This window comes from Aromatoleum anaerobium (genome assembly GCF_012910705.2).
Lineage (GTDB): Bacteria > Pseudomonadota > Gammaproteobacteria > Burkholderiales > Rhodocyclaceae > Aromatoleum > Aromatoleum anaerobium.
Genome location: NZ_WTVG02000036.1, coordinates 109,986 through 135,849, shown reverse-complemented (window position 1 = coordinate 135,849; position 25,864 = coordinate 109,986). Strand labels below are relative to the sequence as shown.

General features: G+C 67.0%; 24 protein-coding genes. 18 read left to right on the top strand and 6 right to left on the bottom strand.

Annotated elements, in window-relative coordinates:
• Positions 1–3: 3 nt before the first annotated feature.
• From GO606_RS05080 to GO606_RS05020, 13 genes are all read left to right on the top strand, one after another.
• Complete coding sequence (locus GO606_RS05080) at positions 4–990, top strand: WD40/YVTN/BNR-like repeat-containing protein (RefSeq protein WP_211166765.1); 987 nt, start codon at positions 4–6, stop codon at positions 988–990.
• Between the two features lie 41 nt (positions 991–1,031).
• On the top strand, positions 1,032–1,514 hold the full coding sequence (locus GO606_RS05075; protein WP_169119809.1) for a tellurite resistance TerB family protein: 483 nt from the start codon (positions 1,032–1,034) through the stop codon (positions 1,512–1,514).
• Between the two features lie 82 nt (positions 1,515–1,596).
• The gene (gene peaA / locus GO606_RS05070; protein WP_246979387.1) at positions 1,597–3,231 is read left to right on the top strand and encodes a quinohemoprotein amine dehydrogenase subunit alpha; all 1,635 of its coding nucleotides are present in this window, start codon (positions 1,597–1,599) and stop codon (positions 3,229–3,231) included.
• A 12-nt stretch (positions 3,232–3,243) separates the two neighbouring features.
• Entirely contained in the window at positions 3,244–4,677 is a 1,434-nt protein-coding gene (gene peaB / locus GO606_RS05065; protein WP_169119811.1) for a quinohemoprotein amine dehydrogenase maturation protein, read from the top strand.
• Positions 4,674–4,994, top strand: coding sequence for a quinohemoprotein amine dehydrogenase subunit gamma (qhpC, locus tag GO606_RS05060; RefSeq protein ID WP_169119812.1), 321 nt, complete (start codon positions 4,674–4,676; stop codon positions 4,992–4,994). The genes peaB and qhpC overlap by 4 nt, the downstream gene beginning before the upstream one ends.
• Positions 4,995–4,999: 5 nt before the next feature.
• A complete protein-coding gene (gene peaD / locus GO606_RS05055; RefSeq protein WP_169119813.1) occupies positions 5,000–6,073 on the top strand; it encodes a quinohemoprotein amine dehydrogenase subunit beta in 1,074 nt (357 codons plus the stop codon).
• A 13-nt stretch (positions 6,074–6,086) separates the two neighbouring features.
• Entirely contained in the window at positions 6,087–7,805 is a 1,719-nt protein-coding gene (locus GO606_RS05050) for an ABC transporter ATP-binding protein (protein ID WP_169119814.1), read from the top strand.
• Positions 7,802–8,530, top strand: a complete 729-nt coding sequence (qhpE, locus tag GO606_RS05045) for a subtilisin-like serine protease QhpE (RefSeq protein ID WP_169119815.1) — start codon at positions 7,802–7,804, stop codon at positions 8,528–8,530. Before GO606_RS05050 ends, qhpE begins: the two co-directional genes overlap by 4 nt.
• Positions 8,478–9,449 (top strand): hypothetical protein, encoded by a 972-nt coding sequence (locus GO606_RS05040; RefSeq protein ID WP_246979385.1) that lies wholly within the window; start codon positions 8,478–8,480, stop codon positions 9,447–9,449. The genes qhpE and GO606_RS05040 overlap by 53 nt, the downstream gene beginning before the upstream one ends.
• Positions 9,450–9,468: 19 nt before the next feature.
• A complete protein-coding gene (locus tag GO606_RS05035) occupies positions 9,469–10,503 on the top strand; it encodes a U32 family peptidase (RefSeq protein ID WP_169120584.1) in 1,035 nt (344 codons plus the stop codon).
• A 79-nt stretch (positions 10,504–10,582) separates the two neighbouring features.
• Positions 10,583–12,055, top strand: coding sequence for a permease (locus tag GO606_RS05030; protein WP_169120580.1), 1,473 nt, complete (start codon positions 10,583–10,585; stop codon positions 12,053–12,055).
• A 2-nt stretch (positions 12,056–12,057) separates the two neighbouring features.
• Positions 12,058–12,300 carry a thioredoxin family protein gene (locus GO606_RS05025; RefSeq protein ID WP_169120578.1) on the top strand — a complete coding sequence of 81 codons (243 nt, stop codon included), beginning with the start codon at positions 12,058–12,060 and terminating at the stop codon, positions 12,298–12,300.
• 406 nt (positions 12,301–12,706) lie between these two features.
• Positions 12,707–14,638: an ATP-dependent metallopeptidase FtsH/Yme1/Tma family protein gene (locus GO606_RS05020; RefSeq protein ID WP_169120576.1), complete on the top strand. Its 1,932-nt coding sequence runs from the start codon at positions 12,707–12,709 to the stop codon at positions 14,636–14,638.
• Positions 14,639–14,675: 37 nt separating this feature from the next.
• On the opposite strand, the gene GO606_RS05015 is transcribed toward GO606_RS05020, so the two are convergent.
• Positions 14,676–15,272, bottom strand: a complete 597-nt coding sequence (locus GO606_RS05015; RefSeq protein ID WP_246979383.1) for a Tll0287-like domain-containing protein — start codon at positions 15,270–15,272, stop codon at positions 14,676–14,678.
• A 293-nt stretch (positions 15,273–15,565) separates the two neighbouring features.
• Between GO606_RS05015 and GO606_RS05010 the strand changes: the two genes are divergently transcribed.
• The 4 genes from GO606_RS05010 to GO606_RS04995 all read left to right on the top strand — a co-directional run bounded on the left by GO606_RS05010 (position 15,566) and on the right by GO606_RS04995 (position 18,774).
• Positions 15,566–16,492 carry a CobD/CbiB family protein gene (locus GO606_RS05010; RefSeq protein WP_169117260.1) on the top strand — a complete coding sequence of 309 codons (927 nt, stop codon included), beginning with the start codon at positions 15,566–15,568 and terminating at the stop codon, positions 16,490–16,492.
• Positions 16,493–16,514: 22 nt separating this feature from the next.
• A complete protein-coding gene (locus GO606_RS05005) occupies positions 16,515–17,696 on the top strand; it encodes an acetyl-CoA C-acyltransferase family protein (protein WP_169117259.1) in 1,182 nt (393 codons plus the stop codon).
• A 428-nt stretch (positions 17,697–18,124) separates the two neighbouring features.
• Positions 18,125–18,610: a reverse transcriptase family protein gene (locus tag GO606_RS05000; protein ID WP_211166488.1), complete on the top strand. Its 486-nt coding sequence runs from the start codon at positions 18,125–18,127 to the stop codon at positions 18,608–18,610.
• Positions 18,607–18,774: a group II intron maturase-specific domain-containing protein gene (locus GO606_RS04995; protein WP_246979381.1), complete on the top strand. Its 168-nt coding sequence runs from the start codon at positions 18,607–18,609 to the stop codon at positions 18,772–18,774. The genes GO606_RS05000 and GO606_RS04995 overlap by 4 nt, the downstream gene beginning before the upstream one ends.
• Before the next feature lie 299 nt (positions 18,775–19,073).
• On the opposite strand, the gene rsgA is transcribed toward GO606_RS04995, so the two are convergent.
• Positions 19,074–20,024 (bottom strand): ribosome small subunit-dependent GTPase A, encoded by a 951-nt coding sequence (gene rsgA, locus GO606_RS04990; RefSeq protein ID WP_246979378.1) that lies wholly within the window; start codon positions 20,022–20,024, stop codon positions 19,074–19,076.
• 15 nt (positions 20,025–20,039) lie between these two features.
• Positions 20,040–21,296: a M48 family metallopeptidase gene (locus GO606_RS04985; protein WP_169117258.1), complete on the bottom strand. Its 1,257-nt coding sequence runs from the start codon at positions 21,294–21,296 to the stop codon at positions 20,040–20,042.
• 75 nt (positions 21,297–21,371) lie between these two features.
• Here GO606_RS04985 and orn point away from each other — a divergent pair, with 75 nt between their 5' ends.
• Positions 21,372–21,923, top strand: coding sequence for an oligoribonuclease (orn, locus tag GO606_RS04980; RefSeq protein WP_169117257.1), 552 nt, complete (start codon positions 21,372–21,374; stop codon positions 21,921–21,923).
• Positions 21,924–21,945: 22 nt separating this feature from the next.
• On the opposite strand, the gene pgi is transcribed toward orn, so the two are convergent.
• From pgi to rpmE, 3 genes are all read right to left on the bottom strand, one after another.
• Positions 21,946–23,580 carry a glucose-6-phosphate isomerase gene (gene pgi / locus GO606_RS04975; protein ID WP_169117256.1) on the bottom strand — a complete coding sequence of 545 codons (1,635 nt, stop codon included), beginning with the start codon at positions 23,578–23,580 and terminating at the stop codon, positions 21,946–21,948.
• 5 nt (positions 23,581–23,585) lie between these two features.
• Positions 23,586–25,223 carry an ArnT family glycosyltransferase gene (locus GO606_RS04970; protein WP_169117255.1) on the bottom strand — a complete coding sequence of 546 codons (1,638 nt, stop codon included), beginning with the start codon at positions 25,221–25,223 and terminating at the stop codon, positions 23,586–23,588.
• A 195-nt stretch (positions 25,224–25,418) separates the two neighbouring features.
• Complete coding sequence (gene rpmE / locus GO606_RS04965) at positions 25,419–25,637, bottom strand: 50S ribosomal protein L31 (protein ID WP_169117254.1); 219 nt, start codon at positions 25,635–25,637, stop codon at positions 25,419–25,421.
• Positions 25,638–25,864: the final 227 nt, after the last annotated feature.

Here is a 25,864-nt window from a genome sequence, read left to right as displayed (position 1 = left end):
GAGATGCCCGTGAAAAGATCGAACCGATTCGCGCGCGGCATCGTGGCGCTGGGCCTGGCGATGGGCGCGCTCGCCTGCGTGGCCGCTCCCGCTGCTCCGGAAAGCATCACGACGGCCGTCCCGGCGATGAAGGCAAGGCTCGCGGCGAAGGTGCCGCTGACCGGCATCGCACGCGCCGGCAACGCGCTCGTCGCGGTCGGCGACTACGGCATGGTCGTGCGCTCGACCGACGACGGCAGCACGTGGCAGCAGGCCGAAGGGCCGGTCAGTGCGCTGCTCACCGCCGTGCATTTCGTCGACGAACGCCACGGCTGGGCAGTCGGCCACGGCGGCGTGATCCTCGGCAGCGACGACGGCGGTGCGAGCTGGAAACTGCTTGAGGTGCTCGACGAGCGCCCGGTGTTGCTGTCGGTGCATTTCCTCGACGCCCAGCGCGGTTACGCGACGGGTGCCTACGGCGCGGCGTTCCGCACCACCGACGGCGGCCGCAGCTGGGCGCCGATGGCGGTGGGTAGCGGCCACGATGCCGATCTGCACCTCAACCATGTGTTCTCGGTGCGTGACGGCACGCTGTTCATCGCGGCCGAAAGTGGCCTGGCGTTCCGCTCGACCGATCGCGGCGCGAGCTGGACCAAGCTCGACACTGGCGTCTCGGGCTCGCTGTGGAGCGGATTCGAGCGCAGCGGGGGCGAAGTCGTGCTGCTCGGCATGAGCGGCAAGGTCATCACGAGCCGGGATGGCGGCGACACCTGGCAGGCACGTGATACCGGCACCGACCAGTCGCTGACCGCGGGCATGACGACCGCGGATGGCGGCGTGATCGTCGTCGGGGCGGGCGGGGTGGTGCTGCGCGGCAACGCCAGCGGCCCGCTGCAGCTGGAAATCCGACCCGACCGGCAGAACCTCGCCGCAGTGATGACAGCCCCGGCCGGCGGTGGCGTCGTCGTGGCCGGACAACTCGGCGTCGAGCGGCTCGTGTCGGCGCGCTGACTCAGAATTCAGGATTCAGGACATTCCGTGGAGACCTCCGCATGCTGACAAAACTGATGGCGCTGCTGTCCGGCGAGCTCCAGCCCGAAGGGCTGGAAACCGGTCCGTTCGAACGACGCCATATTGCCGTCGCGGTCCTGCTGCTCGAAGCGATGTACATCGACCACCGCGCCACCGAGCGGGAACACGCGGCCGTCGGACGCCTGCTGCACGAGCATTTCGGCTTGACGGAGGACGTCGCACGCCAGCTCGTGGCCGTCGCCGATGAACGGTTCGCCGAGGTGCTCGACGACTGGGAGTTCGGCGAAGCGGTGCGCGCGGGCTTCGACGCGGCCGAGCGCCAGGAGGTGTTGACGATGTTATGGGAGGTGGCCTACGCCGACGGGGATCTCGTCGGGCTGGAGGACCGCCTGATGAACCGGCTCGCGAAGCAGCTCGAGATCGGGCCGGAAGCCGCGGATGCGGCGCGAGCCGCCGCGGTGGCCCGCGCCGGGCTGCTCGACGATGGCGCCGGCGGAAACTGACAGGGACGAAAGGCGCAACGATGAGCATTCCTCAACACGAAGAACCACACGGGTGGAAACGGAGGACGATGTGAAGGCGCAAATGAGCGAGGCGTTTCGCGAAGGGGTTCGCGACGGGATTCGCGACGCGATGCAGTGTGGTGCAAGGATCGCCGGCGTGCTGGCCGTCGCAATGGGCATGGCTGGTGCGGCGCACGCGGCGAACGGTGACGCCGCGGCACAGCGGCTGATCGAGGCGAAGTGCGGCGCCTGTCACCTGGACAACGGCAAGCTGACGCGCATCTCCGAGATGCGCAAGAGCCCGGAAGGCTGGGACATGACGGTCGTGCGCATGGGCATCTGGCACAAGGTCGAACTGACGCCCGGCGAGCGGCAGACGATCGTCAAGTACCTCGCCGACCGGCAGGGCCTCGCGCCGTCGGAGAGTGCGCCCTACCGTCCCCTCACCGAGCGCCGGCCGAACATGCAGGACACCGCACCCGACGAGGAGATGGCGCAGATGTGCGGCCGTTGCCACAGCTATGGACGCGTCGCGCTGCAGCGGCGCGACGAGGGCGAATGGCGCAAGCTGATGCACACGCACCTGGGCCAGTTCCCGAGCGCGGAATACTCGGCGATGGGCCGCGACCGCAACTGGTGGGAGATCGCCCGCGACCAGTTGCCGGCGCGGCTGGCGGCGCTGTATCCGAAGGACACGCCGGCCTGGCGCGAATGGCGCAGCGCGAAGCACCGCCCCGCGACGGGGAGCTGGGTCGTCGCCGGCGAGCGCCCGGGCTGGGGGGCGTACACCGGCACGATGAAAGCCCGGGCCGCCGGGCCGGATCGCTACGAAGTGAGCTACGAGCTGCGCTTTGGCCCCGGCAACACGGTGCGCGGGCAGGGCGACGCGATCGTCTACACCGGCTATGAATGGCGCGGCTCGGCGAAGCTCGGCAACGAGGACACGCGCTCGATCTTCGCGCTGAGCCCGGATGGTTCGCGCATGTCGGGACGTTGGTTCCTCAAGGGCGCCGACGAGATCGGGGCCCGCTTCGAAGCGGTGCGCGCCGACGACGCGGTGAAGAACGAGCTCGTCGCGGTCACGCCGCGGATGCTGCGCAACGGGGCGACGACCGACGTGACGCTCGCCGGCGTCGCGCTCGATGCGAAAGTCGACCTCGGTCCCGGCATCGAAGTCGTCGAATGGCTCGGCAAGTCGCCCGGCGAGCTGAAGGTGCGCGTCCGCGTCGCGGTCGATGCGCCCGAAGGAGTGCGCAAGGTCGTGGTCGGCGGCCGCGAGTCGGCGCAGACCGTGGCGGTGTTCCGTCGCTTCGACACAGTGCGCGTCGAGCCTGCGTTCGCGGTCGCGCGGCTCGGCGGCGGCACTGTCGCGCCGATGAGCGCGCAGTTCGACGCCATCGCCTTCCTCAACGGCGCGGACGGCAAACCGGGCACCGACGACGACATCCGCCTCGGCAGCGTCCCCGCGACGTGGTCGACCGAGCCGTTCGACGACCGGGCGCGCCACGACGAGGACGCGCGCTACGCCGGTCACATGGCGCCGCACGGCCAGTTCGTGCCGTCGTTCGGTGGTCCCAATCCGCTGCGACGCGGCGGCATCAACAACGTCGGCAACCTGTCCGTCATCGCGACGGTTGCCGACGGCGACCAGACGCTGAACGGCAAGGGCCAGCTGATGGTGGTTGCGCAGCGCTGGAACCCGACACCGCTGCGCTGAAGGAGACATCCCGTGACGACATTACAGGTGCAGGCCCACAACTATCGTTCGATCCGCTCCGGCGGCCGGCATGTCCTGCTGCACGTGCCGACGACGTCGATCTTCGAGCTCGATCCGGCCGCGACCGACCTGCTCGGACTGTTCGAGTCGACGCCCGCAGTCGCCGCCGAGGACATCCAGGCGCGCTTTGACGGGCGCTATTCGCCGGGCGAGCTGTGCGACAGTCTCAGCGACTTCATCGAGCTGGGGATCGTCGCGCCGCAGCCGAAGCACTACGAGATCCCGCCGCGGCTGGTCGAGCGCTCGCCGCTGAAGACGCTCGTGCTGACGCTGACGACCGGCTGCAACCTCGGCTGCAGCTACTGCTACCGCGAGGACCTGACTTCGCCGAAGAACTCGTCGGTGATGGACTACCAGACCGGCACGCGCTCGATCGACCTGCTGCTTGCCGAAGCGAGCGAGAACGAGCGCGTCGCAGTGGTGTTCTTCGGCGGCGAGCCGCTGACGCGCATCGCGGTGATCCGCGACCTCGTCGAATACGCCGAAGAGAAGGGCGCGGCCGCTGGCAAGGACGTCGAGTTCTCGCTGACGACCAACGCGACGCTGCTCACCGACGATGTCATCGATTTCCTTGACGCGCACCGCTTCGGCATCACCGTCAGCATCGACGGCGGCGAAGCGCAGCACGACCGGCATCGCCGCACGATCGCCGGCGGCGGCACCTACAAGACGGTCGCGATGCGCGTGCAGCGCCTGCTCCAACGCTACAAGTCGCGCCCGGTCGGCGCCCGCGTCACGCTCGCGTCGGGCAACGTGGACGTCGCCGGCATTTACCGGCACCTGCACGACGAGCTCGGCTTCTTCGAGGTCGGCTTCGCGCCGGCGACAGCGGGGCCGGATTCCCCGGTCGGGCTGTCGCCGCAGGAGCTTGACGAAGTGTTCGCGGCGATGCAGGCGCTCGGCCGCGAATACGTCAGCGAAGCCAAGCGCGGCCGGCGCCACGGCTTCGGCAACATGCACCAGTTGATGACCGACCTGTGGATGGGGACGCGCAAGGTGCTGCCGTGCGGCGCCGGTGTCGGCCTGCTCGCGGTCGGCACGACCGGCAAGATCTCGTTGTGCCACCGCTTCACCGGCTCCGACTCCGACTTCTCGGGGTTCGGCGACGTGACGAGCGGCATCGCGCGCGAGTCGCTGTCCGGTTTCGTCAGCGCCGCGCAGAACCCGCATGCTGCGTGCCGCACGTGCCCTGCGCGCAGCCTGTGCGCCGGCGGCTGCTACCACGAATCGTATTCCCGCTACGGCGACCCGTTCCTGCCGACATTCGAGTACTGCGAGCAGATCCGCGCCTGGATCGCGTTCGGCCTCGAAGCCTTCGGCGAGATTGCGATCGCCAATCCGGCGTATTTCAACGCCTCCAACGGACAAAGGAGTGCCAGACAATGAAACGCTTGCGAGCCCTCAACCACAAGGCACAGCTGCTCGAACACGCCGTGCAGGAAGGCCACGGCGAGGAAGTGCAGCTGATGAGCAGCGTCGTCGGCTGCACGACGACTTTCGATCCGGGCTGGGAAATCGACGCGTTCGGCGGACTGGCGAGCCTGTGCCAGCCGATGGAGGCGGATCTCTACGGCTGCACCGATCCGTGCTGGTGGCCGGCGCAGCTCGCCGACGGCCTGAACTCCGCGCGCGACTGGACCGACGGCAAGAACTCGGCGCTGCGCGACTGGCGCGAGCTGCAGACCCTGTTCCCGGGAGATTGAGCATCATGAAGAAACTGCTCGTTGCGCTGTGCTGTGTCGCGGCGTCGGCGTCCGCGATCGCCGCGGAATACCTGCTGACGGTGACGCGGCCGAACACCCTGCATGTCATCGATCCGGCCAAACGCGAAGTCGTGCGTTCGATCACGATCCCCGGCGACGGCGTGCCCGGCACGATCACCGTGCCGAAGGACGGCAAGGTCGCCTATGTGCTGACCAACCGCATGGAAAGCGTCGTCGGCATCGACCTCGACAGCGGCAAGCAGGTGTTCCGCGCCGATTTCTCGAGTCCCGGCAAGCGCATCAAGGGCTTTTTTGCCGCCGCCGTCAGCGAGGACGGGCGCGAGCTGTACGTGCACCAGGCGCCGGTCGTGCTCGGACGCTCGGAATACAAGGTCGAGGACACCTACATCGCAGTGTTCGATACCGCCGACGGGGTGGGCGCGAAACCGCGCCGCACGTTCCCGGCGCCGCGCCGCATCAGCCTCCTCGCGCCGACCGGCAACAAGGATCACCTGCTCGCGCTCGGCTGGGACATGTATCTGTTCAACACGCGCAGCGGGACGATCGAGAAGACTTTCCCGATCCGCCACTGGGACCGTCCCGGCCTCGGTGAGCCGGACGTCCTGGCGATGTGGGGAACGTTCGAGCAGGCGCGCGCGCTGAGCACTCCGTACTTCGTCGCCAAGACCGATGCCGCGCCCGATTCCGCCGAGGCGTTCAAGGCCGGCATCGCGGTGTTCGACCTCGACACCGAGACGCTGAAGACGGTCGAGTTCGAGAACGCGCAGACGGCGATGTTCTCGTCGGTGGTCAATCCGGCCGCCCGCAACGAGGCTTTCCTCGTCATGAACCAGCTGTCGAAAGTCGATACCGAAACCGGCAAGCTGATCAAGCGCGTCGACCTCGAGCAGACGTTCTACGCGGTCAACATCTCGGGCGACGGCAAGGAGGTCTATCTCGGCGGGGCGCTCGACAAGATCGTCATCCACGACGCCGAGACGCTGGAGAAGACCGGCGAGATCATGATGCCGGGCGGCGCGGACCAGTCGATCGGATGGCTGCGGGTCGTGAAGCGCTGAGGAGTGCCGCCGCGTGATCGCGCTGCGGAAAAAGGGGTCGCTGCCGCTGCAGGCGCTCGCGTGGGCGTGGCCGACGGTGCGCGGGCGCGCGGGCGCGGCAGCGGGCATCGTCGTGCTGTCCTTCCTCGCGTCGGGGGCCGCGTTGCTGCCGCCATATCTCACGCAGCGCCTCGTCGACGACGGCATCGTCGGCGGGCGCATGGACGTGGTGCTGCAGTTGTGCGGCGTGTTCCTCGCGCTGCTTGTCGCCGGCGTCGCGGTCGAGGCCGTTTCCCGGCTCGCGTATCTGAAGCTGTCCGCGCACGTGCTGTTCGGCCTGCGCGAGCAGATCTACCGCCACCTCCAGACGCTGGCGCCGACGTACTACGCGCGCACCCGCGGCGGCGAGATCCTGTCGCGGCTCGACGGCGATGTCGCCGAGGTGCAGCGTTTTGCGATCGACGCGCCGATGGGTCTCCTCAACGCGGCGTTCTCGCTGGTCGTCGCGCTGGCGCTGATGCTGTCGCTGAGCCCGCTGCTGACGGCGCTGGTGTTCGCGCTGGTGCCGCTGCATGTCGCGGCGCTGCTCGGGTCGCGGCCGTGGCTCGAACGCAGCGCGCAGGCGGTGCGGCAGCAGAGCGCGGCGATGTCGAGTTTTTTCGTCGAATCGCTGCGCGCAATGAAGTTCATCCAGGCGACGAATGCCGGCGCGCGGCAGGAGGCGGAGCTGCGCGCGCATCACGGCGATTATTTCGCGGCGCTGCGCCGCTCGCAGGTCGCCTCGCTCGGCGCCGGGGGCGTGCAGCGCATCCTGTCCGGGCTCGGCGTGCTGCTGGTGTTCGCGGTCGGCGGCAGCCTCGCGGCGGCGGGCGAGCTGACGGTCGGCGTCGTCGTCGCGTTCATCGCCTACACAACCCGTGCGGCCGGTCCGCTGCAGACCGCGGCGGGCGTTTTCATGGGCTGGCAGCGGGCGAAAGTCAGCCTGCAGCGCATCCGCGAACTGGCCGCTGAATTGCCGACGGTCACGTCGCCGGCGCAGCCGGTCGCGCTCGCGCAGCCGGTGCGCGGCGACCTCCGACTCGTCGACGTGCGTTTCGGCTACGGCGAGGCGCGCGTGCTCGACGGCGCGTCGCTCGACATTCCGGCCGGCCGCAAGCTCGCGCTGATCGGCGCGTCCGGGGCCGGCAAATCGACGCTGATCGACCTGCTGCAGCGTCATTACGATCCGGGCGCCGGCCACATCCTGCTCGACGGGGTGCGGCTCGACCGGCTCGATCTCGCCGAACTGCGCCGGCGCGTCGTCGTCGTCGACCAGGACCCGGTGCTGATGCCCGGCAGCGTGCGCGACAACCTGCGCTTCGTCGCGCCGGATGCCGACGAGCCGGCGCTGCTGCGCGCGCTCGATCTCGCCGGTCTCGCCCGCTTCGCCCACGCCGGCGGCCTCGACAAGGCAGTCGGCGCGTCGGCGTCGGCGCTGTCCCGCGGCGAACGACTGCGCATCGCGCTCGCCCGCGCGATCCTGCAGGACCCGGCGGTGCTGATCCTCGACGAGACAACCTCCGGGCTCGATCTGCCGGTCGCCCAAGCGATCGTCATGGCGGTCGACCGCGTGTTCGCCGGGCGTACCCGCATCGTCATCACGCACAACCTCGCATCCGTCGGAGAGCTCGACGGCGTCGTCGAGCTGCGTGACGGCGCGCTCGTCGAGCAGCCGCCGGCGCGACCGCTGGCGCCGCTGCTGAGGGCCGTATGAAACTGCGCGTCGGCGTCGTCGATGGCGGTTTCGAGCGCGTGCCGCCGGCGGCGCTGCACGCCGCGGCGCAGTTCGCCAGCGGCGACTTCGATGGCGCCGAGTCCGATGGCGCCGAGTCCGATGGGGTCGTGCGCTGCGAAGCGCCGCACGGACGTGCGCTGCCGCACGGTGAATGCGTCGCCGCGCTGGTCCTCGATGCGGCGCCGGCCGCCTGCCTGCTCGACGCCCGCGTCGCCACCGCTACCCGACCCGCGACGCCGCGCCTCGTCGCCGCCGCGATCGACTGGTGCGTCGCCGAAGGGGCCCGGGTCGTCAACCTGAGCCTCGGCCTTGCCGACGACCGCCGCGTGCTGCGCGAAGCCTGCGAGCGGGCCGTGGGGCAGGGCGTGGTGCTCGTCGCCGCAGCGCCGGCGCGCGGCGCGCCGGTCTATCCGGCGCGTTACCCCGGCGTGCTCGCGGTGAGCGGTGATGCGCGCTGCGCTCCCGGTCAATGGTCGCGGCTTGACCCGGCGAGCGTAGCCGGCGCCGCGTGGGGAACCTGTCCCGACGCGCCCGGCGGAGCCCCGGGCGGCGCGAGCATGGCCGCGGCGCGCTTTACCGGCATCGTCGCGCATCACCTCATGCAGCACCCCGACGCGGGCCTTCGCGGGCTCGTCGACCACCTCGCGGCCTTTGCCACCTGGCAGGGGCGCGAAAACAGAAGAATCGCGGAGACCGATTCATGACACCGACCCCGACCCCGACCCCCACCCCGACCTTTCCATTCCGCCAAAACCTCCGGCTGGCCCGATCGAGCTTGGCTTTGCGCTCGTCGACGAGCGTGAGCTGGCCGCGTTCGCGCGCCAGGAGCGTGTCACGCGCGACGACTATCTCGAACGGCTCGGCGACGCCCGACAGTGCGTCACGCTGCCCGACGACGCCGAGCCGACGCATTTCTTCCTCGGCAGCGAGTTCTGCGAGCACCTGCTGCCGAGCATCGAGGCGATCGATCGCGCCGTGGCCCTCTGCGAGCGCTGGGGAGTCACGTTCGGCCTCGTCACGCCGATCGCCTGCGACAGCCTGTTCGAGCCGCTTCGCGCCGCGCTCGCGCGCCTGCCCGCGGGCGCCGAAGTGACCGTCAACGACTGGGGCGTCGCGCGCGTCGTGCAGCGCGAATTCCCGGGTCTGCGGCCGGTCGCCGGGCGGCTGCTCGGGAAGATGCTGAAGGACCCGCGGCTGCCGTCCGCGACGTGGGCGCGCATGTACCCGAACGGCCTGCGCGCCGGTCCGTTCCGCGAGATCCTCGACAATTTGGGCATCGGCCGCCTGGAACTCGACTTCCCGCCGTTCGGCGCAGCCGACATGTATGCCGGCATCGACTTCCCGGTCGGCGTGCGCGCGCCCTACGGCTACATCGCCAAAGGTCGCATCTGCAAGCTCGGTTCGCTCGCGCTTGATGTGCCGGAAAAATTCTCGCCCGGCCACCGGTGCCGCCGCGAATGCCTCGGCTTCTCCGAAGTCGGGGCGCGCCCCGGCACGCGTGAGCTGGAGACGTCGCAGCGCGGCAACACGATGTATTACCGGCACGCGCCGGGCATGACCGCGGCAATCGCCGAGGCGGTAGCGAAGGGCTGGGTCAGCCGTATTGTCCTGTCGGGAGCCTAGAGTGAAACAACCCCCACGCATGAAAATCACCGCCCCGATCAGCACGCCTGCCGAAGTCGAACCGCTGGTGCGGGCCGGCGCGCGCGAGCTCTATTGCGGCGTCGTGCCGCCGGACTGGGTCCGGCGCTTCAACACCTCGGGCGTCAATCGCCGCGTATTCGGCAACCTCAACGGCTATGCCGACCTCGAACGCGTCATCGACAAGGCGCACACGCTCGATGCCGAAGTGTTCCTCGTCCTCAACGCGCAGCAATACGGCGAGCAGCATCTGGACGCGCTGACCGAAATCGGCGCGCGCTTTCGCAGCATCGGCGGCAACGCCGCGATCGTCGCCGACATCTCGCTGATCGCCTCGCTCGCGGCGAACGTGCCGGAGCTCCCGATCCACGTCAGTTCGGTGGCCACCTGCCGCAACGTCGAATCGGCGCGCTTTTTCGCGCAGCTCGGCGCGCGCCGCATCATCCTGCCGCGCGACGTCACCGTTGCGGAAATCTCCGCGATCGCGACCGAACTCCCCGAACTCGACATCGAAGCCTTCGTCCTCAACGACGGCTGCGTGTTCGAGGAGGGCACGTGCCATACCGTGCATCTGCCGATGAACAAGGGCGGCCCGATCTGCATCGACAACTACCAGTTCGAATACCGCGCCGCGAGCGGCGAAGCGCCTGCGGAACGGGCGCTGCGGCGGCTGGAAAAGAACGACCAGGACTACAAGCGCTGGCTGTGGTATCGCTTCGGCAACGGTTTTTCGGTTGCGCCGAACGGCTACCCGTGGGGCCCGTGCGGCCTGTGCGCGATGCCGGCGATGCACGCGGCGGGCGTGCATTCGGTGAAGATCGCCGGGCGCGAAGGGGCGAGCGAACGCAAGGTGAAGAGCGTCGAACTCGTCCATGAGGTATTGCGCCGTATCGAGGACGGCGAACCGGAGCCGAAAGTCCGCGAATGCGCGGTCGGACTGCGCGACGCGCCGAGCCACTGCGCGAGCGGTTACATGTGCTATTACCCGGAGAAGCGCAGCCGGCCGGAGATCCCCGTTCACGCACAACCCGCCTGAAGTCGCGGCCGGATCGCCTCCGGCATCAGCCTTTTCCGGCATACTCCTTACATCGTGACCGTCTCCTCCGGGAGGTTTCATGGATGCCCTTTCCGCTGCCTTTGTCCCGCTGCTTTATGGCGGGCTCGGCAATCTCGCGGCGTATCTCGCGGCCCACGTGCTTCTTTGCCTGCTGCCGGCCTTTTTCATCGCCGGCGCGATGGCGGCGCTGATCCCGAAGGAAACGATCACGCGCTTTCTCGGACGCAATTCGAGCAAGGCCGTGTCGTATCCCGCCGCGGCTGCGGCGGGCTCGCTGCTGGCGGTCTGTTCGTGCACGATCGTTCCGCTGTTTGCGGGGATCTACCGGAAAGGTGCCGGCCTCGGCCCTGCGATCACGTTCCTGTTCTTTGCCCCGGCGGCGAACATCCTCGCCCTGGTCTATACGGGCGGCATCATCGGCCCCGATCTCGCAGCGGCCCGCTTCATCCTGTCGCTGACGTTCGGCATCGGCATCGGGCTGATCATGGCGCTCGTCTTCCGTGCCGACGACGCCGCGCACGACAAGGCGACCGACACGCTGTTTTCGGCGCAACGGGCGGCGGGCATGCAACGCGCAGCCCTGCTGTTCCTGCTCGTCTGGATTGCGCTGCTGCTGGCAGGCACGCTCAAGCTGAGCGTCCTGACGGGTACGGCGGTTTCGTTCGATCTTCCCGCGACGAACGCCGCCGGCTGGCAGGCTGCGCTCGATCGCCTCGTGCCCTACGATGCGGCCAGAGGCGAAGAAGGGGTGTCGGTGCAGGGCGTCGTGCTGATCGCGCTGCTCGCTGCGATCGGTTTCGCCGCGTGGCGGGGCTTCGAAAACATCCAGGACGGCATCACCGCCTGGACACGGACGAGCCTCGCGCTGATCGGCGTGACCCTGCTGTTTGCGGCGCTGTCGCTGCAGGCGACCCCGGAGGGCCTGCGCATCGGCCTGACCGGCAAGTTCTTCGGCGTGGCGGCTGCACTCGCCGTCCTGTATCACCTCGGCTCGCGCCGGCTCGCAGCGGAAAACATTCAGGACTGGCTGTGGGAGTCGTGGCGCTTCGTCAAGCAGATCTTCCCGTTGCTGGTGATCGGCGTCTTCCTCGTCGGCGTCATCCGCGTGCTGATCCGCCCGGAATGGATCGAAGCGATCGCCGGCAGCAATTCGCTTTCCGGCAACCTCGCAGGCGTCGCCTTCGGCGTGTTCATGTACTTCCCGACGCTCGTCGAAGTTCCCATCGCGAAGATGTTCCTCGATCTCGGCATGCATCGCGGGCCGCTGCTTGCGTACCTGATGTCCGATCCCGAATTGTCGCTGCAGAGCATCCTGATCATCTCGGCGATCCTCGGCAGGAAGAAAACCGCGGTCTATGTCGGCCTCGTTGCGCTGTTCAGTGCCGCGGCCGGCCTGACCTACGGCGCGTGGATCGACGGAATGCCGCTGCTGATCATCACGCTGTGGCTCGCGGCGTTTATCGGCTTGCTCGTGACGTCGGTCAATTTCATGAGCCGCAATACCAAAGCCAAAGCTCTCGGGGGAGTCTGATCATGATCACCATCAAGGTTCTGGGGCCCGGCTGCGCGAATTGCCGCAAGCTGGAGGAGGTCGCGCGACAGGCGGTCACGTCGCTCGGCGTCGAAGCGGACATCGTCAAGATCACCGACATGGCCACGATCATCGACTACGACGTCATCCAGACGCCGGGCCTCGTCATCAATGAAAAGCTCGTTTCGTCCGGCCGGATTCCGGCTGCGGCGACGATCGCCGAGTGGATCAGGACGAGCAGTTGAGCACAGAGGGACGGCGGCTCTCGAGCGATCCGGGCGATTAGCCGTCGGATGGCCGATTATGTAACGATGTGTTTCGCTGCCTGTTTAGTGTCGCGAAACAGACTGCATAACGCGTAGGCGTAATGCCGGCTGAAGTCTGGCGGCCGGAGCCGCCGCACAAAGTCCCCTGCGCGAACGTCATCGTGCTGGCCGGGCGCGCGAAAGTTGCTCGCGGATGGCTGCTGGGAAAGAATGCTTCACCGCACAAAAATATACTGCCTGTGCGGTAGCAATGATCGAGGGTGCAGCGGGACGGTCACAACCGCGCGCTGCACTCGAAGCTGAACCCGGCGGTTTGCGCCGCCACATAGCAGGCCCTGCCCGGACCCTCCGACGGTCCTATTCGGGGCTGACTCCCGGATCGTCGATGAAGCTCTTCTCTGCCTGGCCCCGCTGGGTCCAAATCCTTTTTTCCGTTGCCGTCTTTATCGCCGTCGTCGCCGGCTGGGTCGCGTTCGATTACCACAGCCACGCGCCGGGCGCGGCCGGCAAGACTGAACTCGCTCGCCAGTTCGAGTCCGGCCCCCGCCTGTGGCTGGATCACCCGCTCGACGCCTCGGTCTTCGCGGACAAGCTTCGACAGGGCGAGATCGCCGCGATCGGGGTCGATGGCCAGCGCGTGCTCGCGACGACCCGCAGCGGCGAGCAATTCAGCACCGAGCTCGTCGCGGGCGAGGAAGGACTGCTGGCCGGCCTTGAAACTGCGAGCCGGGAGCAGGGTTTCGCGCTGACCCGCATCAGCGTCGACCCGCGCACGGTCGGTGAACGCATCGTCGCCAGCACGGGCAGCGTGCTCGAACGGCTCTTCACGCTGTTGACGGTCGCCGCGATGGTGGTGCTCGGCATCTATCTGTTGCGGCAAGGTGCAATGGGCGGTGGCGCGAAGGCCAGGCTTGCCGAGAAGCCGCAGACGAGTTTCGCCGACGTGGTCGGCGCGTCGGATGCGAAGACCTCGCTTCAGCAGGTGACTGCCTTCATGCGCGACCCGCAGAAATATCTCGCGCTCGGGGCGAAGCCGCCGCGCGGCGTGCTTCTCGAAGGCCCGCCGGGAACCGGCAAGACGTTGCTGGCACGCGCCCTCGCCGGCGAATGCAAGGCCAATTTCATCGCCGTCGATGGTTCGCATTTTTCGAGCATGTTCTACGGCCAGGGCATTGCGAAGGTCCGCGAGCTCTTCGCGATCGCCCGCAAGAATGCGCCCTGCATCATTTTCATCGACGAGTTCGACGGCATCGGCAAGCGCGCGAGCGGTGCGAAAGTCGAGGGCGGGCAGTCCGAAGAGAATCGCATCATCAACAAGCTGCTCGTCGAGATGGACGGTTTCTCGACGTCCGACAACATCATCGTCATCGGTGCGACGAACCACGTCGGCAACGTCGACGACGCGCTGCGCCGCCCCGGTCGTTTCGACCTCGTTGCGCGCGTCAACCTGCCCACCGTGCACGATCGCCGCGAACTGTTCGAACTGTGTCTCGCACGCGTCAGGGCCGAGCCCGGGCGGATCGACGCGGAGGCGCTCGCCCGCGCGAGCAGCGGCTTGTCGCACGCCGACATCACCAACGTCGTCAATCGCGCGACGGTGCTGGCGGCGGAGTCGGAAAGTGCCTCGGTGACCCAGGCTCACCTGCATCGCGCGCTCGAAACGCACCAGCTCGGCGGCGAAGTCTCGAGCCTGAAAGCCGCGTTCACCGAAACGCACCGCGAGCGCATTGCGGTGCACGAGGCAGGCCACGCGCTGGTCGCCCACGCGTTGAAAGCGGGCCGCGTCGAGCGCATCAGCATCGAACCGCGCGGCCAAGCGCTCGGCGTGACCTTCGTCAGCCGCGAGGACGAAGTGCCGCTGTACGGCGAGCGCGAACTGAAGGCGCGGCTGTCGATGCTGCTGGCCGGCCGTGAGGCCGAACTGATGAGCTACGGCAACACGACGTCGGGCGCGGCCGATGACCTCAAGCGGGCCTCGGAACTGGCGATCGAAATGGTCAGCTCGATGGGGTTTTCAAGCCATTTCGGTCTGCTGAGCCTCGCCGGCGTGCCCGAAGCCCTGGTCGGGCCGCATATCCAGGAGAGGGCGCTCGGCGAAGCGCGGGCGATGCTCGAGGCGGCCCAGCGTGCATGCCGCGAGACGCTCGAACGCCATCGCCATGTGCTGCACGCTGTAACCGTGGCGCTGCTGAAGGACGATACGGTTTCCGGCGCGTTGCTGCGCGAGATGCTGCCAGTGCATGATTTCCATGCCGACGCGGCGAACGACGCGGCGGCACTGCGTGTCGCGATGGAAACGGCTCCGGCGCCGGTGTAAAAGGCGGTTCCGGAGCCGGCGCTGTGTTGTGGCAGCGTCAGAGACGCTTCGTCGCGACGATCGCGCCGCGGATGTCCCCTTCCTTGTAGCCGGTAGCGCGGTCGTCGGGATAATGCTCGTCGATAACGGCCCTGACTTCGGGCTTGAGCTGGTCGCGCGGGCCGTGGCAGCTCAGGCATAGCGCCTGGGTCGGCAGGGCCTTCGCGTAGCGATAGACGGGCCCGCCGGCGGTCTCGACCACTTCCCCTTTCTCGAGCGTCGCGGGGTTCTCGCCCGCGGCGGCGCGGCGGTCGAATTCTTCCAGCGCGGTTTTTTCCCACGCGTCCGGCGTGGCGCGCTGTGCGTTGCGCGGCTTCAGGCTCACGCGCTTGAGCTGCCACCCGGTGCTCGCCGCGACTTCTTTCGCCATTGCCGGCGCCATGTCCTTGCACACCGGGATCGCCCCTTCGGGACCCACCTCGGCGATTTTCTCGTTCAGCGCGGCCAGCAGCCTCGGCGGCAGTGTGGACGCCGCTGCGCGCGCTTCCGTGATCCTTGCGTCGTCGGCAGCGAGTGCGGAAAACGACAGGCAGGCACAGCCGAGCGCGACAGCCACGGGGGTGGGGATGCACTTGAGGGCGGGCATGAGCTTCATCGGAGTCTCCTTGGTTGTCGTATAAAAGAGAACGCTAATATTACGCGCGATTTCCTTTTGGCGCGATCGGCACGACGATACTTCATGTCCGGCAGCGACCCTGACGGTCCGCATGGGATAAAGCACCGTTCGGCACCGTTCCGCAAATCAGCTCGGATGCCGGAAAGCGCCCCGCCAACCATCCACGATGCACCGCCATGGCTATTCCGTGGTGCACAATATGCCGGGCCTTTTGTGGTATCTTGGCCAAAAATGAATGGTTTGCAGGCTTTTTTACCCCGACCCCCACCTGAATGACGCTTTTCTCGCTGATCGTTGCATTGCTTATCGAGCAGATGCGCCCGCTGCCGGTCCGGCAGGTTGTTCTGGATCCCCTCAGACGGTTTTCCTGCGTATTCGTTGACCGCTTCAACGACGGCCGGGCGCGGAACGGAACGATCGCGTGGTGGTTGCTGATGCTTCTCGCGGTCCTGGGAGGCGGACTGGTTTTCGTCCTGCTGTGGCTGATCCACCCGGCGCTCGCGTTCGCGTTCAATGTCGCCGTGCTGTATCTGACGATGGGTTTTCGCCAGGAGAGCCATTACTTCACCGACATCCACCTCGCGCTGCGCATGGAAGAGCCTGCCCGCGCCCGCATACTCCTCGGCGAATGGCGCGGCGGACAGTATCCCGAGGCGAGTTCGAGCGAGGTTGCGCGGCTCGCAATCGAGAAAGCTCTTGTCGCGGCGCACCGCAACGTTTTCGGTGTCGTGTTCTGGTTCATCGTCCTGCCGGGGCCGACGGGCGCGATTTTCTACCGCCTGGCGCGCTTCCTCGCCGAGGAATGGGGGCAGCGCCGCGATGCCGAATTCGGCGAGTTCGGCCGCTTCGCGAGAAAGGCGTTCGAGGTTATCGACTGGCTGCCGGCACGCCTGACCGCAGCGTCGTTTTCGGTCGTGGGCGACTTCGAGGACGCGGTGTTCTGCTGGCGCACCCAGGCGATGCTCTGGGGCGAAAGGGCGTCCGGTATACTGATTGCCGCGGGTGCGGGAGCGCTGGGAGTGCGCCTCGGCATGCCCGTTCACGAATCCGGCGAGATCGTCGAGCGGCCGGAAATGGGCGTCGGCGCGGAAGCCGATGCCGACTACATGCAGAGTACCGTGGGGCTGGTATGGCGGGCGTTGGTGCTTTGCTTGTTAATGCTCGCTTTGGTTGTGATAGCCGGTTGGGTTGGTCGTTGATTTTTGAGGAGGGAGCACTGAGATGGCGAATCGTGAAGTAGTGGTTTTGAGTGCGGTACGTTCGGCGGTCGGCGGTTTCGGCGGTTCGCTGAAGGACATGGAACCGGCTGAACTCGGCGCTGTGGTCGTCAAGGAAGCGATTGCCCGCTCCGGCGTGGACCCGAAGCAGATCAGCTTCGCCGCGGTCGGCAACTGCATTCCGACCGAGTCGCGCTACGCTTACGTCGCGCGCCTGGCGACGATCCAGGGCGGCATGTCGATGGATTCGGTCGCCTTCGCGGTCAACCGCCTGTGCGGATCGGCGCAGCAGGCAATCGTCAATTCGGCCCAGGCAATCATGCTCGGCGACGCGGATTTCGCGATCGGCGGCGGCGTCGAAGTGATGTCGCGCGGCGCGTACCTGCTGCCGGCGCTGCGCAGTGGCGCGCGCATGGGAGACACCAAGTCGATCGACGCGATGGTTGCAGTCCTGACCGATCCGTTCGGTGTTGGACACATGGGTGTGACCGCAGAAAACCTGACGACGAAGTGGAACATCAGCCGCGAGGAGCAGGACGCGTTCGCGCTGGAATCGCAGAACCGTGCCGCGGCGGCGATCGCCGATGGTCGTTTCAAGAGCCAGATCGTGCCCATCACGTTCGAGACGCGCAAGGGACCGGTCGTGTTCGACACCGACGAGCATCCGCGCATGACGACGATGGAAGCGCTGGCGAAGATGAAGCCGGCCTTCAAGAAGGACGGCTCGGTGACCGCCGGCAACGCTTCGGGCATCAACGACGCAGCGAGCTTCCTGGTGCTGGCCGAGGCGGGCAAGGCTGCGGCCGCAGGCCACAAGCCGATCGCGCGCCTGGTCGCTTACGCGATCGCCGGCGTGCCGAACGACGTGATGGGTGAAGGCCCGATCCCCGCTTCGAAGCTCGCGCTGCAGCGTGCCGGGCTGACGCTGGACAAGATCGACGTGATCGAATCGAACGAAGCGTTTGCCGCTCAGTCGATCGCTGTCAATCGGGGCCTCGATCTCGACCCGAAGAAGACCAACCCGAACGGCGGCGCGATCGCGCTCGGCCATCCGGTCGGTGCGACCGGCGGGGTGATCATCACCAAGCTGCTGCACGAGCTGATCCGCGTCAATGGCCGCTACGGCATGGCGACGATGTGCATCGGCGGCGGCCAGGGCATCACGACGATCTGGGAACGCGTCTGACCGCGTCTCGCGACCGGTACGAAACCCCGCTGCGGCGGGGTTTTTTTCGGTGCGCCCAGCATGGGCGCACTCTTGCGGGTGCAAGTCCCGCCGTAAGTTGATCACAGCGAACGAAGTGAAGCGCAACTGCATGAGGGCGACCGAGTGTGGGAAGGAAGCGTGGATCGAAGCTGCGAGCCGATGGACAAGAATCGGATAAAAGGCGCTGCCGAGCAGGGCGAGCGGGCCGAAAACCGCGAAGCTCTCGTGATCAAGGCGAAGTGGCGTAGATCCGGCGGTTGTGCAGCGAAGGAGTGCGTTCTTACCTGGGGAGATCTCGCCTTGTGGCTGAAAGGCCGACGGTGACAAGCCGGAGCGAGAAGTCAGCAAAGGCCGTATTAGCTGCCGGTACGGGGCGAAGGGCCGAACGAGTAGGAGGGCCGAAGGCCATGTCGCTCGGAAGTGCAGTGCATCAGAAGCCCGGGCAACCGGGGCGCAACGCGGGAGGGCGAGGTGAAGCCAGACCCGAAGCGATGCGTGATGAAGCACGTCCGGCGCGGCATGAAACCGAAGGCTCAGGGCGAGACGACCTGCTCGCGCAGGCGCTCGCGAGAGAGAACATGGTGCTGGCGTGGAAACGCGTCAAAGCCAATCGCGGCAGTGCCGGGGTGGATGGGTTGTCGATCGCCGAGACGGCGGCGTACCTGAAGACGCACTGGCCCCGGCTTCGGGAAGCGTTACTGGACGGCAGTTACCGGCCTCAAGCCGTGCGGCGCGTCCAGATCCCGAAGCCCGGTAGCGGGGTGCGTGAGTTGGGGATACCGACGATCGCAAGTTTCTGGGCTACGAGCTGTGGCGCAGTGCGGGTGATCGAATCAAATGCGCCGTCGCAAGAAAGGCTTTGGAAACCTTCAAGCAACGCATCCGAGAAATGACGCGACGCTCGGGCGGGCGCAGCCTGCCGGAGGTCGCCGAACGACTGCGGACTTACATGCCGGGCTGGAAGACATACTTCCAGCTTGCGCAGACGCCCAAGGTGTTCCGCGAACTCGACGAGTGGTTACGTCATCGGCTGCGTGCGCTGCAGCTCAAGCACTGACGTCGGGGGACAACGATGTATCGGGAGTTGTTGGCGCTGGGCGCCTCGAAGACGGACGCTCAGCGGATCGCCGCAAACAGTCGCCGATGGTGGCATAACAGCCGCCTCGCGCTCAATCGTGTGATGCCGATTGCCTACTTCGACCGGCTCGGCGTACCCCGGCTCTCATGACCTCAACTGCTCGAACCGCCCGGTGCGGACCCGCATGCCGGGTGGTGTGGGAGGGGAACGGTCAGGTACTCTGGCCGCCCCTATCCCGATCCTGTAATTCCGCACAAACCAAGCGATGGCGGAATGAATCACCAGCCCTGCGTTTGCCGTTTTGCGTGGGTGATCTCTTCGCGGATGACGCGAAAATGCTCGAAGCGTCGCGCATCGATCGTGCCCGCTGCAATCGCCGCCCGCAGCGCGCAGCCCGGTTCGGACTCGTGCAGGCAGTCGCGGAAGCGGCATTTTCCGAGGTGCGGCGCGAACTCGACGAAGCTTGCCGCCAGTTCATCGGCGGTCAGGTGCGCGAGGCCGAAGGCCTGCAGGCCGGGGCTGTCGATCAGCCAGCCTCCGTCGAGCGCATAGAGGCGCGCGAACGTCGTCGTGTGCTTGCCGCTGTTCAGCGCTTCCGAAATCTCCCGCGTCGCCGCCCGCGCCTCGGGTATCAGGGCGTTCGTCAGCGTCGATTTGCCCATGCCGGACTGACCCACCAGGATGCTCCGTTCGCCAGCGAGGAAAGGGCGCAGCGGCCCGGCGCCTTCGCGCGCACTGAGTTCGACGATGCGGAAGTCCAGTTTCTCGAACGGCGCGAGGATTCGCCGGGCGGCCGGCAACTGATCGCGCAGGTCGGCCTTGTTCAGCACGATCAGGGTGCTGATCTGCTGGCTTTCCGCGGCGGCGATGCAGCGCGAGATCAACAGGTCCGAGAAACCCGGTTCGGTCGCGACGACGACCACGACCTGCGTGAGGTTCGCGGCGATGAGCTTTTCGCGGAACGCGTCCGAACGCCACAACAGGTTACGGCGCGGGTGCAAGCGGTTGATGACACCCTGTCCGCCGCCGGTAGGGCTGACCTCGACTTCGTCGCCGCACGCAAAGACGCTTTTCTTGCCGCGCGGATAACACTTCAGCCGCGGCTGGGCCGGATCGGAAGCGCTTGCAGCGTGATGTCCGGCGAGATCAACTTCATAGTGACGGCCGAACGCGGCGGTGATGACGCCGTTCAGGCTTGCGCCGCTGTCGTGCGAATGGGATGCGGTCAATTGGGTTCGCAAGGCTCAGCTACCCACGCGCAGGCGCGAAACCCGCAGCGACGCGGGTGGGTGGGAATCGAAAAAGCGTGAATACAGCGGATCGGGCGTCAGCGTCGAGGCGTTGTCGCGATACAGCTTGACCAGCGCCGCGGCGAGATCGGCCGCGCTCGCTTGCCGGGCCGCGTACGCGTCGGCCTGGAACTCGTGCACCCGCGACCAGTGGCTCATCAGCGGTCCGAACGGAAACGCGAACACCGGCAGCACGAGCGCGAACAGCGCCAGGGCGACGGCGGTGCTGCCGGCCCCGTCGTCGATGCCGAGCCCGGCGAAGAACCAGGACTGTTCCATCAGCCAGGCGAGCAGCCAGAGCAGCGCGAGGCTCGTGGCCGCGATCACCGCGAGCCGCTTCCAGATGTGCCGGTGATGGAAGTGTCCGAGCTCATGCGCGAGAACGGCCTCGACCTCCGCGGGGCTGAGTTTGTCGAGCAGCGTATCGAAGAACACGATGCGCTTGGCGGCGCCGAAACCCGTGAAGTAGGCGTTGCCGTGCGCCGAACGACGCGAGCCGTCCATGACGAACAGTCCACGCGAGCGGAAGCCGCAGCGCGCGAGAAGGTTTTCGACGCGCTTTCGCAGCGCCTCGTCGGCGAGCGGGGTGAACTTGTTGAACAGCGGGGCGATGAAAGTCGGCCAGACGAACAGTCCGAGCAGGTTGAATGCGAACCAGAACAGCCATACCCACAGCCACCAGTGCTCGCCCATCGCGCCCATCAGCCACAGCACCGCGGCGAGCACCGGCAGGCCGATGAGCGCGGCAAGGAGCGCTTCGCGTGCGACGTCGGCGGCGTACAGCGCCGGCGTCATCCTGTTGAAGCCGAAGCGTTTTTCGATGACGAAAGTGCGGTACAGCGCGAACGGCAATTCGATGAGCCAGCCCAGGACGCCGAGCGCGGCGAGCAGCGCGATGCCATGGGCCAGTCCTCCGGCGTCGAACCACGCCGCAAGCCCCTGGTGCATCGCCTGCAGGCCGCCGCCGAGCGTCAGCGCCAGCACGAAGGCCGCACCGATCGTTGCGTCGACGATGCCCAGTGCCATTCGTGCACAGGTGTAGTCGGCGGCCTTGCGGTGCGATTCGAGACTGATCGAATCCGCGAACGGCGCGGGCACCTGTTCCCGCCGCATCCGCACGTGATGCCTCTGGCGCAGCATCAGCGCGACCTTGATGAACAAGGTGGCGAGAAGCGCGGCAACAAACAGATTCGAGAAGGTGTCGGGTGACATGCGGGAGGGGGTGGAAGGCGGCGGGGCGGCGATTTATGCCACAATCTGCGCTTTATTAAACCGGGCCGAAGGATTATGGCACAGGATCAGAACCACCTCATCTGGCTGGACATGGAGATGACCGGCCTTGAGCCCGATTCCGATCGCATCATCGAGATCGCGATCGTGATCACCGACTCCCAGCTCAACACCATCGCCGAAGCGCCGGTGATCGCTGTCCATCAGCCCGACCGCGTGCTCGACGCAATGGACGAGTGGAACCGGAACACGCACGGCAAATCCGGCCTGACCGATCGTGTCAAGGCGTCGCTGATCGGCGAAGCCGACGCCGAAGCGCAGATGCTCGCGTTCCTGCAGCAACACGTGCCGGCGCGCACCTCACCGATGTGCGGCAACTCGATATGCCAGGACCGCCGCTTCATGGCGCGCTACATGCCTCAGCTCGAAGCCTGGTTCCACTATCGCAACCTCGACGTGTCGACGCTGAAGGAACTCGCGAAACGCTGGCGGCCCGAGGTGTACAAAGCCGTCGAGAAAAAGGGCAAGCACGAAGCGCTCGCCGACATCTACGAGTCGATCGCCGAACTGCGCCACTACCGGGACAATTTCCTGCGCCTCGTGCCGTGATTTTCGGCCGGGGCGGGCGCGATCAGCTGCCGTCGGGAGGGCGCCGCATCGCCTCGGCCGCCGCCATCAGGCCTGCCGTGGAGGCGTCGTGATTCTCGCGCGCGCCCGCTGAAAGACTGCGCGCCATCTCCTTGCCCAGCTCGACGCCATACTGGTCGAAGCTGTTGATTCCCCAGATCCAGCCTTGCACGAACACCTTGTGCTCGTACAAGGCCATCAGCTGGCCGAGCGAGAACGCATCGAGCGCGGGCAGCAGCACCGTCGTGCTCGGCTGGTTGCCCGGACAGGCCAGATGCGGCGCGAGCCTTGCCGCTTCGCTTTCCGCAAGTCCTTTGGCGCGCAGGCTGGCAAGTGCCGTGTCGAGGCTGCGCCCCGCCATCAGCGCGGCGGCTTGCGCGAACGCGTTCTCAACCAGCGAACGCTGACAGGCGTCGTCCGCCCCGACCGGGACGATGAAATCGAGCGCGACGCGACGAGTGCCCTGGTAAAACAGCTGGTGGAACGCATGCTGGCCGACGGTGCCGACGCCGCCCCACACGATCGGCGAAGTGTGGACGCCGCTCGCGGAGCCGTCGCGCAGGCAGCGCTTGCCGTTGCTTTCCATCTCGAGCTGCTGCAGCCAGGCGGCGAAACTGCGCAGGCCGTGTGCGTAGGGCAGCAGCGCGAGACTTTCGATGCCGAGGAAATCGGTATTCCACAGGCCTGTCAGGCCCATCAGGACCGGAAGATTTTCGCCCGGCGGCGCATTGCGGAAGTGTTCGTCCATCGCCCGGGCGCCGGCCAGAAACGCGTCGAATCCGCTCTCGCCGATCGCGATCATCAGCGGCAGGCCGATCGTCGACCACACGGAGTAGCGTCCTCCGACCCACTCGGGCAGCGGGAAAACGCGCTCCGCGGCAATGCCGAATGCGACGGCAATGTCGGTCGCATTGCTGACCGCGGCGAAATGCAGCGCCGGGTCGCAGCCCGCTCCCAGCCCTGCCTGCAGCCAGCTCCGGGCTGCCTGCGCATTGGCCAGGGTTTCGGCGGTCGCAAAGCTTTTCGAGGAGACGATGAACAACGTGCCTGCCGGGTCGGCGTCGGCGAGCGCTTCGTCGAATTCGCGCCGATCGATGTTCGCGACAAAGCGGACTTCCGGTGTCGCCTGCGGCCCGGCTGGCAGGAGTGCCTGCACTGTCATCCGGGGGCCGAGATCGGAGCCGCCGATGCCGAGGTTGACGACCAGGCGGATCGGTTTTCCGCTCGCGCCGGTCATCGTTCCGCTGCGCAGCGCCGCTGCGAAAGCACGCATGCGCTGTTGCGAGTGCGCGAGGGTTGCGGCGTCTTGGGGCGGAGCCGGGCAAGCACCACGCAATGCCATGTGCAGCGCTGCGCGGTCTTCGGTGAAATTGAGATGCTCGCCGGCGAAAAGCGCCTCGATACCGTCAAACAGGCGTGCCTGGCCAGCGAGATCGACGAGGGCCGCGAGGGTCGGGGCGTCGATCGATTGCTTCGACAGGTCGAGCAGCAGGCCCCGGTGGCCGAAGGACAAGGTCGTGAAGCGCGAGGGGTCGCGCTCGAACAATTCCGCGACGCGCGTGCTGCGCAACCGGTTGGCACGATTTTCGAGCACGCTCCAGGCGGGCAGCCGGTGCGGAGGGGTAAAGGGCTCAGTCACGGGGTTCAGTCACGGCGATAAAGACGGAATGTTTCGAGTTGTTTGCCACCCCCGCGGCGATACTCCCAGATCTGCTGCCATTCCTCGGCCGGCCGGAGCGTGGCGGGGTTGCGGCTATCATATACCAGCAAAAAGCCGCAGGCCGTTTCGTTGCCCGAAACGCTTTGAGGACGCACGCCGGCGAAATAATGGAACGAGGCCCGCTGGCTTGGCGACAGCCCGAGCATCGCGACGCAGTCGCTCCTTTCCCCGGCCAGCGCGATCGCCAGCGACGTGGCAACCGGCCGGTAGCTGCGGCCGTAGTCGAACCACGGCATCAACAGCACCACCGCGAGGCACCACAGCGTCGTCATGCCCATCGCCCAGCTTGCCGGGCCGCGATTGAAGGAGCGCGGCAGGCGCCACATCAGCACGACCCAGGTCACGCAGATGCCGATCCCGGCGAGCGCCTGTGACACGCTCCCTTTGAGTTCGAACCCCGGAGCGACCCTCGCGACGTGGCGCGCGAGCCCGGGGGGCCAGGAAACGGCCTGGGCCGTCCATGCGATCCACACCAGCAGCGCGAAGACGACGAAGGTCATTACCGCAAACCAGTCGAAAGCGTTGGCTGCGCCGCGCCGCAGCGTCGGAATGCCCGCCGCGGCGAGCAACGCGAGCGGGGGGATCAGCGGGAGCATCGTCGCCTGCGCGAGACTCCCGTTGGCGATGATCCAGCCGCCGGCAAGCAGCGCTGAGGCGATCGGCAGGAGCCAGGAAATCCGCATCAGCTGGCGGCGCGCCCGCCACAACGACCACAGCGCGATCGGCCACAACGGCCAGACGAACCAGCCGAACAGTTCGACGAGGCGTGAAAACTCGTCGGGCCGCAGGGGGTCCGCGCCGAACTCGAGCCATTCCCTGCGCCACCACAGCGCGAGCAGTTCGGGAGCCTGATAGTGAAGAACCAGCGGCCACAGCGCGCCGGCTCCGACCGCGAGGCTCAGGCCGAGAATCAATCCGCCGCTGGCGCGCGGGTTGCGGCATTCCGGGCACGCAATGACGACGACGAGGAACAGCGGCAGCGTCAGCATCACGCCGGGCAGGCCTCCGGCGAGAAATGCGAGCACCGAGCCCGCAGCGGCCTGCAGGCTGCCGAGTGCGGGCCGCGTCGGGATCAGCGACAGGCCGGCAAGGGTCATCGCGACGAACGACATCACGGCGATCATCGGCTGGGTTTCGTGCGCGTGGAGCACCAGTCCCAGCGTGCCCAGCGTCAGCAGCGCGGCCGGCGTGCGCGTGTGCTTGCCGTACAGCCGCGCGGAAGCACGGGCGATCCAGAAGATCGCGAGCGCCGTGAATAGCGTGGTGGCGAGGCGCGCCGCATCGTGGGGCGGCAGCAGCCAGCCGAACAGCAGCGCAAACGCCGAACCGGTCCAGTAATACAGCGGCGGGAAACTTGTCGAGGGTTCGCCGGCGATCAGCGGGAACAGAAGGCCGTTGCCCTGCAGCATCTCGAAGATCGGGCCGAAATGCCGGGCGTCGTCGCCGCGCCAGGGGACGTGGCCGGTCAGGCCGACAAGAAGGTACAGCGCGACGAGCACGGCCAGCCCGGCTGCTCCGTAAAGGTGCTGCTTCGGCAGGGGAGAGTCGGGGGCGCGAGTCATTCGGGACGGGTGTCGGGCAGCACTTTCAGGTGCGGGGACCAGAGGACCACCACGGACACGTTCGCGACGCGCCGTCGTCGTCAGGGCGGAATTCTAGCCGGCAAACGATCGGGCGCGCTGCGACGGGCCGACGGCGCGGCAGCGGTTGAATAAAAAAGGCAGCCGAAGCTGCCTTTTCTAGACTTTGGCCAGGAATCAGCCGAGGCGCTGAACGCTGCCGTATTTCTGGCGGAAACGTTCGACACGGCCCGCGGTGTCGACGATCTTCTGCTTGCCCGTGTAGAACGGATGGCAGGCCGCGCACACTTCGACGTGCAGCGCCGGCTTGCCGAGCGTCGAGCGCGTCTCGAAGGTGTTGCCGCAGGAGCAGGTCACCTGGACTGCGGCGTATTTGGGATGGATGTCCGCTTTCATGATGATTCCCTTGTACGAGCGGGCGGTGACTGTGGCCGCCCTGAGAGCTGATTGAAAACGCAGAATTATCGGGGATGAAGGGAGCAAAAGCAAGGATGGAAAGCGCGGTCAAGCGCGGTAGGGGCTGGGCTGGGCGGTAGCCACCGGGCGAGACGCGCTCGCGCTCGCCGCGGTGGCCAGTGTTCAGTTATTCGCATAGTGAGCATCAAAATGATGCCCATGCAGGG